Genomic DNA, 12954 nt, shown 5'->3' with positions numbered 1-12954 from the left:
GGCCTCTGCGGGTGGAAAAGCGCTGTCTCGGTGTAACTAAAGCATCCGGTACGGCGCTCTGCACGGCAATGCAGGAAACGGCATGGAGTCGATTGAAAAACGTCATCGGTGTGCGCCTATGCGGGCCTCTTCGCGGCTAAAGCCGCTCCCACAGGTGTGTCATTGGCCTCAGAGCCTGTGATGCACCCTATGGGAGCGGCTTTACCGGTGCAGCCGATCAGAGGTTCGGCATTTGCCCGATCCGCGCGACCATTTCGCTGACGACCTGCAGGTCCAGCATGAACTGCTCTACCGTCTTGAACTCGTTGTCGTTGTGCCCGGTGTACTTCACGTCTGGCATGGCCAGGCCGAACTGCACGCCATTGGGCAGGTCGTGTACCGACGTGGCACCCGCCGAGGTGCCGAACTCATGCTTCATGCCCAGGTTCTCGCTGGCCACCGCCAGCAGAGCCTTCACCCACTCGCCCTCGGGGTTGCGATACATCGGTTCGTCCAGGCTATAGTCGAAGGCCACCGAGGTGCGGCTCTGCCGGGTCCATTTGTCCAGTCTGGTGGCCAGTTCGTCCTTGATGGTGGCAAGCGGCTTGCCCTTGGGAATGCGCAGGTTCACCGCCAGTTTCAACCCTTTGTCGGCCACCCCTACATAGGTCAACGACGCGGTCAGCGGGCCCATGAACGGGTCTTTGAAGGCCACGCCCAGCTTGTTGCCCAGGTAGTCCAGGCCCCAGTTGTCGGCAGCGTAGCGGGCGGCGTCGGTGAATTGGTTGTGCTTGAGCGGTACTTGCTGGCCCACGCCAGCAAGGAAGTCGAGCATGCGTGCAACCGGGTTTACCCCGGACTCCGGCTCCGAGGAATGCGCGGAAACCCCGGTTACTGTCAGCACCACCTGCTTGCCGTCGGCCTTGGCGTCGATGCTGAAGTCACCACCGTGCTGCTTTACATACCCGGCGCCGGCTTGCTGCAGTTGTTTGGCGAGTGCTGCCGGGTTGTCGGTGGCCAGGGTTGCGACCGAGGTGGTGGGGATCTGGTTGGTGGCCAGCCCGCCAGTCAGGTTGATGATTTCAGCACCTTCACCCGTGGCCGGGCGTTTGCTGAAGCTGGCCATGATCGTACCGTAGCCCTTCTCGGCAATGACCACCGGGTAGCCGCCATCCAGCGCCAGGTTGTAATCAGGCGTGGGGTTGCGCTCGAAGTAATAGGGGATCGCATCCCCACTGGTTTCTTCCGTCGTGTCGATCAGCAGCTTGAATTGGCGGGCCAGTGGCAGGTTTTCGTCCTTGGCCACTTTCAACGCATACATCGCGACAACGATGCCATTCTTGTCGTCTTCGGTGCCGCGGCCATACATGCGGTCGCCAACCAGGGTGACCTTGAACGGGTCCAGGCGGGTGCCGTCGGCCAGCTTCCAGTTGTCCGGATTGACCGGCACCACATCGGCGTGGGCATGGATGCCGATCACTTCCTTGCCGCTGCCGAGCGAAATTTCGTAAACCCGGTTATCGATGTTGCGGAACGCCAGGCCGAAACTGTCGGCCAGTGCTTTGATCTTGTCGGCGATTTTCAGGAACGCCGGGTTTTCGTACTGCGGCGTACCCTCGACGTTGTAGGTTGGAATAGCCACCAGTTCGCGCAGGGTTTCAGTGGCAGCCTTGCCGTATTTGATGCGGGTATACAGGCCAAGCAGGCGGTTGATCTCGTCCTGTTGCCCGGCGGCCAGCGGTTTGCCGTTCAGGTAGGCCTGCAGTGTCGCCTCAAGGTTATCGGCCTTGGCCAGGTCACTGCCTTTGAGCTTGCCGAGGAACTGCTTGAAGTCACGCGGGTCGCTGCCGTCGAAGGTTTTGACGATTGCCGCGGCCTGTTGCTGAGTGAGGTTGGCCTGGGCCGGTTGGGTGAACAGGCCGATGCTGGCCAGCAACAGGGTGGTGGCGGTGAGTTTTTTCAGGTGCATGGTTGCGCGCATTCCTTCGCCATGGATTGTTATGGGGTACCCGTTGGAGCAACGGGAGGACGCCCACGCTAACATCAATGGCCAGTGGCACGGGAGTGCCAGAAACGCGACATGTCGCACAAATGAAAAAGCCCCGGGCACAGGCCCAGGGCTTTTTGATATGGCGCACTCGGCGGGATTCGAACCCACGACCCCTGCCTTCGGAGGGCAGTACTCTATCCAGCTGAGCTACGAGTGCAACGCGCACGCATGATACCCATCTGCGCCGGTCGCGTCCATCGCCTTGATCTGTAGCCTTTTTTCCCGGTTGCCTGTGCCGGCCGGTTCGCGGCTGAAGCCGCTTCCACCCAGTGGGAGCGGGCGTGCCCGCGAAAGGGCCGGTTGCCAGTACGCAAATGATGACTTTTCCGCCAGGCTGTTCAACCATTCGTTCTTTTTTTCGAACAGCCTATTGTCCAACACCCCAGCAGCCGCTTAGCATTCGTTTGAGATTTCAAACGCTCGATGCCCTGCCTTGGGCGCTTTTCAACAATCAACAATTCGGGAAGCCGACATGCAGCTCAAAGACGCTCAGTTGTTCCGCCAGCAAGCCTACATCAACGGTGAGTGGCTGGATGCGGACAATGGCCAGACCATCAAGGTGACCAACCCGGCCACCGGTGAAGTCATCGGTACCGTGCCTAAGATGGGCACCGCGGAAACCCGCCGCGCCATCGAAGCTGCCGACAAGGCCCTGCCGGCCTGGCGTGCCCTGACCGCCAAAGAGCGCTCGACCAAGCTGCGTCGCTGGTTCGAACTGATGATCGAGAACCAGGACGACCTGGCTCGCCTGATGACCACCGAACAAGGCAAGCCGCTGGCCGAAGCCAAGGGCGAAATCGCCTACGCCGCCTCGTTCATCGAGTGGTTCGCCGAAGAAGCCAAGCGTGTTTATGGCGACACCATTCCGGGCCACCAGCCAGACAAGCGCCTGATCGTCATCAAGCAGCCAATCGGCGTAACCGCGGCCATCACCCCGTGGAACTTCCCGGCTGCCATGATCACCCGTAAAGCCGGCCCGGCCCTGGCCGCTGGCTGCACCATGGTGCTCAAGCCTGCTTCGCAAACCCCGTACTCCGCCCTTGCCCTGGTCGAACTGGCCCACCGTGCCGGTATCCCGGCTGGCGTGCTGAGCGTGGTTACCGGCAGCGCTGGTGAAGTGGGCGGCGAACTGACCGGCAACTCCCTGGTACGCAAGCTGTCCTTCACCGGCTCGACCGAAATCGGTCGCCAGCTGATGGAAGAATGCGCCAAGGACATCAAGAAGGTTTCCCTGGAGCTGGGTGGCAACGCCCCGTTCATCGTGTTCGACGACGCCGACCTGGACAAGGCGGTCGAGGGCGCGATCATCTCCAAGTACCGTAACAACGGCCAGACCTGTGTCTGCGCCAACCGTATCTACGTGCAGGACGGCGTCTACGACGCGTTCGCCGAGAAGCTGGCGGCTGCGGTGGCCAAGCTGAAGATCGGTAACGGCCTGGAAGATGGCACCACCACTGGCCCGCTGATCGACGGCAAGGCTGTCGCCAAGGTTCAGGAGCACATCGAAGACGCCGTTTCCAAAGGCGCCAAGGTACTGTCCGGCGGCAAGCTGATCGAAGGCAACTTCTTCGAGCCGACCATCCTGGTTGATGTACCGAAAACTGCTGCTGTCGCCAAGGAAGAGACCTTCGGCCCACTGGCGCCGCTGTTCCGCTTCCAGGACGAAGCCGAAGTCATCGCCATGTCCAACGACACCGAATTCGGCCTGGCTTCGTACTTCTACGCCCGCGACATGAGCCGTGTGTTCCGTGTTGCCGAAGCCCTGGAGTACGGCATGGTGGGTATCAACACCGGCCTGATTTCCAACGAAGTGGCGCCATTCGGTGGCATCAAGGCTTCTGGCCTGGGCCGCGAAGGTTCCAAGTACGGTATCGAGGACTACCTCGAAATCAAATACCTGTGCATCAGCGTTTGATCGCACGGTAACGGCTTTACCTCTGCCAGCGGGGCGCGAGAGCGACGTCTCGCTGGCCTTTTTTACATTGCAGTACCTGGTGGCCAGGGCGCTTGTGGCAGTCGATCAACGAATACTGTTCGCGAGCACTCCCAGCCACCCCCGAATAAAAGCGCCATTACTGTCGGCGCAATGAGGGCATTATGAGCAAGACCAACGAATCCTTGATGCAACGTCGTGTAGCTGCCGTCCCGCGTGGCGTTGGCCAGATTCACCCGATCTTCGTCGACAGCGCGAAGAACTCGACCGTGATCGACGTTGAAGGCCGCGAACTGATCGACTTCGCCGGCGGCATCGCAGTGCTGAACACCGGCCACCTGCACCCGAAAGTGGTTGCAGCCGTGCAAGAGCAGCTGACCAAGGTCAGCCACACCTGCTTCCAGGTGCTGGCCTACGAGCCTTACGTCGAGCTGTGCGAAAAGATCAACAAGCTGGTCCCAGGCGACTTCGACAAGAAGACCCTGCTGGTCACCACCGGCTCCGAAGCCGTTGAAAACGCCGTGAAGATCGCCCGTGCCGCCACTGGCCGTGCCGGTGTTATCGCCTTCACCGGCGGCTACCACGGCCGCACCATGATGACCCTGGGCCTGACCGGCAAGGTCGTGCCGTACTCCGCAGGCATGGGCCTGATGCCAGGCGGCATCTTCCGCGCCCTGTTCCCGAGCGAGCTGCACGGTGTCAGCGTTGACGACGCCATCGCCTCGGTCGAGCGCATCTTCAAGAACGACGCAGAGCCACGCGACATCGCTGCAATCATCCTGGAGCCTGTACAAGGCGAAGGCGGCTTCCTGCCAGCGCCTAAAGAGCTGATGAAGCGCCTGCGCGCCCTGTGCGACCAGCACGGCATCCTGCTGATCGCCGACGAAGTTCAGACCGGCGCTGGCCGCACCGGCACCTTCTTCGCCATGGAGCAGATGGGCGTTGCGCCTGACCTGACCACCTTTGCCAAGTCCATCGCCGGCGGCTTCCCGCTGGCCGGTGTATGTGGCAAGGCCGAGTACATGGACGCTATCGCTCCGGGTGGCCTGGGCGGCACCTACGCCGGCTCGCCGATCGCTTGCGCCGCAGCCCTGGCCGTGATCGAAGTGTTCGAAGAAGAGAAACTGCTGGACCGCAGCAAGGCAGTGGGTGAGCGCCTGACCACCGGCCTGCGTGAAATCCAGAAGAAGCACCCGATCATTGGCGACGTTCGTGGTCTGGGCTCGATGATTGCCGTCGAAGTCTTCCAGAAAGGCACCCACACTCCTGACGCCGCTGCTGTTGGCCAGGTTGTGGCCAAAGCCCGCGAAAAAGGCCTGATCCTGCTGTCTTGCGGCACCTACGGCAACGTTCTGCGGATTCTGGTTCCGCTGACCGCCGAAGACGCGCTGCTGGACAAAGGCCTGGCCATCATCGAAGAGTGCTTCGCTGAACTTGCCTGATGTGATGCGCTTCAGAAAAAACCCGCCTCGGCGGGTTTTTTTATGCCCGGTGATGCGTCGGAGGCTATGGTTGTTGGATGATGCGCCCAGCACGTTGTAAAAGGCTGAGGCAAGGATTTACAGGAGTAGTTGGCGATGAACGCTGCAGAGCCCACCCCACCGAGCGTACTGATCGTCGAAGGCGACCCATGGGTACGCGACATGCTCAGCGAGATGCTGCTGAGCGTTCGCTGCGATGCCCGCCTTCAGGTCTGCGCCGACGGCTCGCAAGCGCTCAGCGCCCTGGCCGCCAAGCCGGACCTGATCATTGCAGCACGTGAGCTGGCTGGCATCGACGGCCTCGACCTGCTGCGCAAAGTACGCGCCAAAGGGTCGGGGTTGCCGTTCATCCTCATGAGCAACCGCAGCGACAGTGCGAGTGTGCGTGAAGCCCTGCCGCTGCACCCCACGGCGTACCTGAGCAAGCCCCTGAACCTGGGTAACCTGCGCAAGCGCCTGGAACAGTTGCTGCTGGGCGTGGGCGAAGAAATCGCCTGCCCGGTGCCGCCCTTGCAGCCCGGTGCCAGCCTGCGCGCTTACCTCGAACAGCGCCGGGCTACTGCCGATGGCGGGCCGCTGCTGGCCGATTTGCAGGTGGCGATCAAGCGAGCCCTGAACCCTGAGGGCCTGAACCTGAAAGTGCTGGAAGAAGAAGTCTGCCGTGACCCGCAAGTGACCGCGGTGCTGATAGCGGCTGCCAACAGCGCAGCGCTGCACCGTGAAGCACCGGTGCAAACCCTGCTGCAAGCCCTGAACAAGCTGGGCAGCACGCAAAGCATGAACCTGATTCTGGGCATGACCCTCAAGCGCAGTGCCCGCCTCAGCGACCCCTTGCTGGCGCAGCATGCGGCGCAGTACTGGGATTTGTCCCTGCACACCGCCGAATATGGCCGTACGCTGGCGCGCCTGCTGGCGCTGGACGAAGGGCTTTGCTATTGCGCAGGGTTGCTGCATTGCCTGGGCGACCTGGCGGTGCTGCGCTGCCTGCAGGAATGGCGCCTGGCGGGCGGCGAGCTGGACGAAGACAAGGTCCAGTTGTCGCTCAACGAGTTCGGTGCCGCATTCGGCTCGGCGCTGCGCACCCGCTGGCGCTTGCCGTTGGCTTTACGCGAGCTGATCGCGGCGATCTATCAACTCGGTGGCGGGGTGTACTCGCGCGATATTCTGGCCATGAACCTGGCCGGGCAGTTGGCGCGGCTACCGGCTGGGCAGGGGCTGGCGAAGATTGCCAGTGGCAAGACGGCGCGTTTGCTGAAGATGGGCTTGCCGGAGCTGACCCGGTTGCGCAAGGTGGAGAACCCCGAAACCAGTTCGCAGCCCGCGGCTGAAGGCCCGATACAAGCCGACGATGCTCCTTGAACCGGGCAGGCGTAAGGGGGTTCAACCGCGCACGATCTGGTTCTTGCCCTGCCGCTTGGCCTGGTACATCGCCGCATCGGCGCGGGCATACAGGCTGTCCAGCGCCACATCTTCAGCGGTCAACCCGGTAAGCCCCTGGCTCACCGTTACCCCGTAAGTGTGCGCCCCATGGCTGAAGCTCAAACGCTGAATCTGCCGCTGTAGCCGCTCGGCTATCTGCCCGGCCAGCTCGGCACTGCACCCTGGGAAGACTGCCGCGAACTCTTCGCCGCCAATACGCCCGAACAGGTCGCCACGGCGCAACACGGCCTTGCCGCTGTCGGCGATGTGCTGCAGCACCTGGTCGCCTTCCTGGTGGCCATAGCTGTCGTTTATCTGTTTGAAGTCGTCGATGTCCAGTAACAGGAAGGCCAACGGCGTGCCGTTTTCCCGGGCGCTGTCAAACGCCGCTTGGGCGCATTCGAAGAAGTGCCGGCGGTTGCTGCTTTGGGTCAGCACGTCAATGGTGGCCAGGCGCTGCAACTCGCCTTCCAGCTGCTTTTTCTCGGTGATGTCTTCGGCAATGCCGACGATGATCACGCGGTCGCCGTCATGCTGCTGGTTGATGTAGCACTTGTCGCTCAACCAGCGCACTTGCCCGTCGGCATTGATGATACGGTACTCGCGGTCCTCGACCGCGCCTTTGAGCAGCACCTGGGCCAGGCTGCGCTCGGCGTATTCCAGGTCGTCGGGGTAGATGCTGTCGCGCCACTCGTTGAAGTCGGCCAGTACCAGGCTGGCCGGGCGGCCGAAGATGCGCTCGTAGGCGGGGCTTACGTACAGCACTTCGCGTGTTTCCCAATCGAAGGCCCAGAGCACCGCGTTGACACTCTCGAGCAACGAGCTGAACAGCTGTTCGCGTTCGCTCAGGCGGGCGACTTCACCTTGCGCATGAAGGAGCGCCAGTAAAGTGCGGGCGGCTCCCGGTGGTACCGGGCCTGGCGATGTCATTGGAATATTCTTGGCCATGTGCACGTAGCGAGTCTCGACGTGAAAGCGTGCGGCCAGCATCCTGCCCGCCACGCGGGCGATGTGCGGGGTTTGAGTGGGGGCGAGGTGGGGAAGTTCCAGCTGGCACGCCCCATGCTGGGGCGTGCCGATCAACGGCGATCAGGCGCCGGTCGGGCGCAGGGAATAGGTTTTCAGCTGTGCCGCGAAGTCGCGCAGGGCTTGAATACCACTGGTTTCGGCTTCGTGTATCCAGTCCTTGATGGCGGCCAGCATGTCATGGCCGTTGGCGCTGGTGCGGGCCCAGATCTGCTGCAAGGCCAGGCGCTTTTCGTAGATGGTTTTCAAGGCCTGGCTGTGCGCAAGCATCGATTCGATGCGCACATGGTGGCGGTCTTCGAGCAGGCTGGTTTCACGGGATAGCAGGCGCTTGGCACGGCGGAAGTGGTGGCGCACCGAGGCGTCGACACGCGCCAGTTCCAGCTTGACCAGTGGGGCGATCACCAATTTGCGGTACTGGGCCATGATCTGGAAGCGGTTGTTGAGGATCGCCATGGCGGTGTCCATGTCCAGGCTACCTTTGCCTTCCACCCGATGGGCAATCGGCGCCACACGCTGCACCTTGGCCAGGCGCAGCAGGCAGAACAGGCGGATCCACGCCCAGCCCATGTCGAACTCCCAGCGCTTGACCGACAGCTTGGCCGAATTGGGGTAGGTGTGGTGATTGTTGTGCAGCTCTTCACCGCCGATCACGATGCCCCACGGCACCAGGTTGGTGGCCGCGTCACGGCATTCGAAGTTGCGGTAGCCGAACGCGTGGCCCAGGCCGTTGACGACACCGGCAGCCCAGAACGGGATCCACATCATCTGGACCGCCCAGATGGTGATACCGAGGGTGCCGAACAGCAGCAGGTCGATCACGGCCATCAACGCGATGCCGCCCAGTTTGTAGCGCGAGTAAAGGTTGCGCTCGATCCAGTCATCAGGGCAGTTCTTGCCGTAGATGCGCAGGGTGTCTGGGTTGCGGGCCTCTTCGCGATACAGCTCGGCGCCTTTGCGCAACACCGTGCTCAGGCCTTTGTGCACGGGGCTGTGCGGGTCGTCGGGTGTTTCGCACTTGGCGTGGTGCTTACGGTGGACCGCCGTCCACTCGCGGGTGTTCTGCGCCGTGGTCAGCCACAGCCAGAAGCGGAAGAAATGCTTGAGCGCGCCGTTGAGCTCAAGGGCCCGGTGCGCAGAGTAGCGATGCAGGTAGACCGTGACGCTGACAATGGTCACGTGGGTCATCAACAGGGTGATGCCGACCAGTTGCCAGGCCGACAAGTCGAGCAGGCCGTTGTACCACATAGATGTAAATGCCCTCGAAATGCGGGGGGGAAGGGTCGATTATCCCTTGGTGGGGAAATAAAACCAGTCAACTGTTCAGACAGGAGGTCACGACATGTTTCAGCCTTTATAATGCCCCTTTCTTTTCAATGGGCTATCCCACCCGACATGTCTGTTTCCGTTCGCGACGCCTTGCGCATGGCCGCGCTCTATGTGGTGCTCTCGATCCTCTGGCTGGTGCTGGCCGAGGTGATGCTTCAGAGCATGACCGACGACCCCCTGGCATTGACCGTGGGGCGGCAGATCAACGTGGTGGTGTGGGTGCTGTGCAGTGCCTTGCTGATTTACCTGTCCCGGGTGCGGCTGCTGCATTTCATCGGCCATGGCGCGCGGTTGCGCTGCGAAGACCGGGAACGCCTGCGCATGGCCGCCGCGGTGTTCGACAGTACCCTGGAAGGGGTGCTGGTAACCGACCGCCAGGGCCTGATCGTGCACGTCAACCGTGCCTTCATGCGCATTACCGGTTACCAGCAGCACGAGGTGATCGGCCAGCGCCCGAGCAAGTTCAAGTCGGGCCGCCATGGCCAGGCCTTCTACCAGCAGGTCTACGCCACCCTGGCTGAAAAGGGCGAGTGGAGCGGCGAAATCTGGAACCGGCGCAAAAGCGGCGAAATCTACCCGCAGTGGCAGACCATCTGCGCTATTCACGATGACGAGGGTGAGCTGAGCCATTACGTGGCCGTGTTCAGTGACATCAGCGCGATCAAGCATTCGGAGCAGGAACTGGCCTACCTGGCCCACCACGACCCGCTGACCGGCCTGCCCAACCGCTTGCTGTTCAACGACCGCGTCGAGCAGGCCCTGGCCGCGGCGCAGGCCAACAAGCGTGGGTGCGCCCTGCTGCTGCTGGACCTGGACCACTTCCAGAGCATCAACGATGGCCTTGGCCACACCATCGGTGACCAGTTGCTGAGGCTGGTGGGGGAGCGCCTGGGCAAGATACTGGGCAATGGTGTGACCTTGGCCCGGCTGGGCGGTGACGAGTTCGGCGTGCTGGCCGAAGGCTGCCAGCAAGTCGGCCAGGCAGGCAAACTGGCGCAGGGCATCATCGAGCGCATGCGCGAGCCGTTCCTGTTCGATGGCCATCGGTTGTTCATCAGTGTCAGTGCCGGTATCAGCCTGTTCCCCAGCGATGCCTTGTGTGCCGAACAGTTGCTGCGCAACGCCGATTCGGCTTTGTACAAGGCCAAGGGCAATGGGCGAGCCTGCTATGCGCTGTACACCGAAGAACTGACGGCCCACGCCCAGCACCGGGTTGAAACAGCGGGCGAGTTGCGCCGCGCACTGGAGCATGACGAACTGCGGGTGTTTTTCCAGCCGGTACACGACCTGGCGACCGGCAGCCTGGTCGGGGTCGAAGCGTTGGTGCGCTGGCAGCATCCGCAGCGCGGCCTGGTGCCGCCAGGCGAGTTCATCCCGATCGCCGAGCGTACCGGCCTGATTGCCGAAATCGATGCCTGGGTGCTGCGCCAGGCCTGCCGGCAAATGGTGCAGTGGCAGGCGCAAGGCCGGCAATTGGCGTTCGTGGCGGTGAACATCTCCAGCCGGCTGTTTGGCCAACATGAGTTGTACCGGCAAGTGGCCGACGTCCTGCACGACACCGGCCTGGCCCCCGCCTTGCTGGAGCTGGAAGTGACCGAAAGCGCTGTGATGGAAGACCCGGAGGTGGCGCTGGAGCAACTTCACCGCTTACGTGAGCTTGGCGTGACCCTGGCCATTGATGACTTCGGCACCGGCTACTCTTCGCTGCTGCGGCTCAAGCGTTTGCCCGTTCAGAAGCTGAAAATCGACCAGGGCTTCGTTGCCGGGTTGCCGCTGGATGAGGATGACATCGCGATCGTGCGGGTGATCATCGCCCTGGCCCGCAGCATGGGCATGCAGGTCCATGCCGAGGGTATCGAGCAGGCAGAGCAGGCCGCCTTCCTGCTGCAGCAGCAGTGCCAGCTGGGGCAGGGCTACTGGTTCGGGCGGCCGGTGCCGGCTGCGGATTTGCACTGGGATTGAGTGCCTCTTCGCGGGTTTGCCCGCGAAGAACTCAACGCTTGTTCAAGCCTTTTGCCAATCGGTCGCCACCCAGCTGGATCAACGCCACCAGCGCCACCAGCATGGCGATCACGGTCAGCATGATCTGGCTGTCGAAGCGCTGGTAGCCATACCGGTAGGCGATGTCGCCCAGCCCTCCGGCACCGATCGCCCCGGCCATGGCCGAGGAGTTGATCAGGGTCACCAAGGTGATGGTGAAACCGCCGACAATACCCGGCAACGCTTCGGGCAACAACACATGCCAGACAATGTGCCAGCGCCGGCAACCCATGGCCTGCGCGGCTTCCACCAAGCCATGGTCGACTTCGCGCAGGCTGACCTCGGCGATCCGGGCAAAGAACGGCGTGGCGGCGATGGTCAGCGGGACAACCGCCGCCCACACACCATAGGTCGTACCCACCACCAGCCGGGTGAACGGGATCAGCGCGACCATCAGGATCAGGAACGGGATCGAGCGGAACAGGTTGACGAAGGCGCCCAGTACCCGGTTCAGCAAGGCTGCCTCGAATATGCCACCCCTGCCGCTGGTGACCAGCAGCAGTGCCAGGGGTACCCCCAGCAGCAAGGCGATAAGCGACGACACGCCAACCATCAGCAGGGTATCGAGCAAGCCTTCCAGCAGACGATCAAACCACATGGCCCAGCACCTCCACGTTGTCCGCCCAACGGCGGGCGCGTTGCAGCAATTGTTGGGTATCGTGCGGTGCGTGCTGCACCGACAGGATCAACTGGCCCAGGGCGTGCTCGCCAATGGTCGCCACGCCGCCCTGCAGCAAGCGCACGCGACCGCCCAGGTCGTGGAACAGGGCAGACAGTTCAGGCTCGCCAAGTACACTCAGTTGCAATACCACGGCGCAGTCACGGCTTGAGGGGTGGGCCTGCAGGCTGGCTTGCAGCGCCGCAGGCAGCCGCGCTTGCAGCGGCGCAAGCAGGGTTCGGGTGACCTCGTGGTGAGGGGCGCCGAAGACACGCCAGACTTCGCCCTGCTCAACCACCTCGCCGCGGTCCAGCACCACCACCCGGTGGCAGATATCACGGATGACCGCCATCTCGTGGGTAATCAGCACGATGGTCAGGCCCAGGCGCCGGTTGATATCGCGCAGCAGTTCCAGGATCGAGGCCGTGGTCTCCGGGTCCAGCGCGGAGGTGGCTTCGTCGCACAGCAGGATCTCGGGGTCATGCACCAGTGCCCGGGCAATGCCCACGCGCTGTTTCTGCCCGCCTGACAATTGCGCGGGGTACACGTGGTGTTTCTCCTGCAGGCCGACCAGTGCCAGCAGCTCCCGGACCTTGCGTTGTCGCTCGCCCTTGGCCACGCCCGCCACCTTCAAGGGCAGCTCGACGTTCTGCCACACTGTCTTCGCCGACAGCAGGTTGAAATGCTGGAAGATCATGCCGATACGCCGGCGCAGCGCCACCAGCTGGTCGTCATCGAACGCCGCGATGTCCACCTGGTCGATCAGTACCCGGCCGTGGCTGGGGCGTTCCAGGCGGTTGATGGTGCGTAGCAACGAAGATTTGCCGGCGCCGCTGCGGCCGATGATGCCGAACACTTCGCCCTGGCGAATGTTCAGGTCAATGCCGTGCAAAGCGGGTTGCGCCTGCCCAGGGTAGGTCTTGCCCAGGCCGATGAAGCGTACATGGGCTTGATTGATTTCCGGGTGCAGGGCGTGCTCCCTGGCCGTTGACGCTCGCGGTTGGGGGGTGGGCGCCTTGAATGCGCTGGCCTGGCTCAT

Annotated in this window: 9 protein-coding genes and 1 tRNA gene; 4 read left to right on the top strand and 6 right to left on the bottom strand. The window is 62.7% G+C overall.

The window, feature by feature from the left end; translation table 11 throughout:
- Positions 1–217: 217 nt before the first annotated feature.
- The gene (locus tag G1E_RS19790) at positions 218–1948 is read right to left on the bottom strand and encodes a dipeptidase (protein ID WP_009682214.1); all 1731 of its coding nucleotides are present in this window, start codon (positions 1946–1948) and stop codon (positions 218–220) included.
- A gap of 161 nt (positions 1949–2109) precedes the next feature.
- Positions 2110–2186, bottom strand: a tRNA-Arg gene (locus G1E_RS19785).
- Positions 2187–2501: 315 nt separating this feature from the next.
- On the opposite strand from G1E_RS19785, the gene gabD reads away from it, so the two are divergent.
- The 3 genes from gabD (at position 2502) to G1E_RS19770 (ending at position 6802) form a co-directional block, all read left to right on the top strand.
- Positions 2502–3944: an NADP-dependent succinate-semialdehyde dehydrogenase gene (gene gabD, locus G1E_RS19780; protein ID WP_009682215.1), complete on the top strand. Its 1443-nt coding sequence runs from the start codon at positions 2502–2504 to the stop codon at positions 3942–3944.
- A 182-nt stretch (positions 3945–4126) separates the two neighbouring features.
- Positions 4127–5404, top strand: coding sequence for a 4-aminobutyrate--2-oxoglutarate transaminase (gabT, locus tag G1E_RS19775; RefSeq protein ID WP_029884784.1), 1278 nt, complete (start codon positions 4127–4129; stop codon positions 5402–5404).
- A gap of 135 nt (positions 5405–5539) precedes the next feature.
- On the top strand, positions 5540–6802 hold the full coding sequence (locus tag G1E_RS19770) for a response regulator (RefSeq protein ID WP_009682218.1): 1263 nt from the start codon (positions 5540–5542) through the stop codon (positions 6800–6802).
- A gap of 21 nt (positions 6803–6823) precedes the next feature.
- Here G1E_RS19770 and G1E_RS19765 read toward each other — a convergent pair whose 3' ends face one another.
- Together G1E_RS19765 and desA are read right to left on the bottom strand one after the other, a co-directional pair.
- The gene (locus tag G1E_RS19765; RefSeq protein ID WP_029884782.1) at positions 6824–7852 is read right to left on the bottom strand and encodes a sensor domain-containing diguanylate cyclase; all 1029 of its coding nucleotides are present in this window, start codon (positions 7850–7852) and stop codon (positions 6824–6826) included.
- A gap of 99 nt (positions 7853–7951) precedes the next feature.
- Positions 7952–9136, bottom strand: coding sequence for a delta-9 fatty acid desaturase DesA (gene desA, locus G1E_RS19760; protein ID WP_009682220.1), 1185 nt, complete (start codon positions 9134–9136; stop codon positions 7952–7954).
- 147 nt (positions 9137–9283) lie between these two features.
- On the opposite strand from desA, the gene dibA reads away from it, so the two are divergent.
- The gene (gene dibA / locus G1E_RS19755; RefSeq protein WP_033690290.1) at positions 9284–11179 is read left to right on the top strand and encodes a phosphodiesterase DibA; all 1896 of its coding nucleotides are present in this window, start codon (positions 9284–9286) and stop codon (positions 11177–11179) included.
- A gap of 31 nt (positions 11180–11210) precedes the next feature.
- Here the strand turns inward: dibA and G1E_RS19750 are convergent, their stop codons facing one another.
- Together G1E_RS19750 and G1E_RS19745 are read right to left on the bottom strand one after the other, a co-directional pair.
- A complete protein-coding gene (locus G1E_RS19750) occupies positions 11211–11855 on the bottom strand; it encodes a methionine ABC transporter permease (protein ID WP_009682222.1) in 645 nt (214 codons plus the stop codon).
- Positions 11845–12954 (bottom strand): methionine ABC transporter ATP-binding protein, encoded by a 1110-nt coding sequence (locus G1E_RS19745; protein WP_009682223.1) that lies wholly within the window; start codon positions 12952–12954, stop codon positions 11845–11847. The genes G1E_RS19750 and G1E_RS19745 overlap by 11 nt, the downstream gene beginning before the upstream one ends.

Origin of the sequence: Pseudomonas sp. TJI-51 (assembly GCF_000190455.2) — a bacterium.
Lineage (GTDB): Bacteria > Pseudomonadota > Gammaproteobacteria > Pseudomonadales > Pseudomonadaceae > Aquipseudomonas > Aquipseudomonas juntendi.
The sequence above is the reverse complement of the archived record's forward strand: the minus strand, read 5'-3'. Positions and strand labels throughout refer to the sequence as shown.

Coding starts and splice junctions, on each gene's coding strand:
- G1E_RS19790 (WP_009682214.1), bottom strand. CDS start 1,948: ATGCACCTGAAAAAACTCACCGCCACCACCCTGTTGCTGGCCAGCATC.
- gabD (WP_009682215.1), top strand. CDS start 2,502: ATGCAGCTCAAAGACGCTCAGTTGTTCCGCCAGCAAGCCTACATCAAC.
- gabT (WP_029884784.1), top strand. CDS start 4,127: ATGAGCAAGACCAACGAATCCTTGATGCAACGTCGTGTAGCTGCCGTC.
- G1E_RS19770 (WP_009682218.1), top strand. CDS start 5,540: ATGAACGCTGCAGAGCCCACCCCACCGAGCGTACTGATCGTCGAAGGC.
- G1E_RS19765 (WP_029884782.1), bottom strand. CDS start 7,852: ATGCTGGCCGCACGCTTTCACGTCGAGACTCGCTACGTGCACATGGCC.
- desA (WP_009682220.1), bottom strand. CDS start 9,136: ATGTGGTACAACGGCCTGCTCGACTTGTCGGCCTGGCAACTGGTCGGC.
- dibA (WP_033690290.1), top strand. CDS start 9,284: ATGTCTGTTTCCGTTCGCGACGCCTTGCGCATGGCCGCGCTCTATGTG.
- G1E_RS19750 (WP_009682222.1), bottom strand. CDS start 11,855: ATGTGGTTTGATCGTCTGCTGGAAGGCTTGCTCGATACCCTGCTGATG.
- G1E_RS19745 (WP_009682223.1), bottom strand. CDS start 12,954: ATGAGCCAGGCCAGCGCATTCAAGGCGCCCACCCCCCAACCGCGAGCG.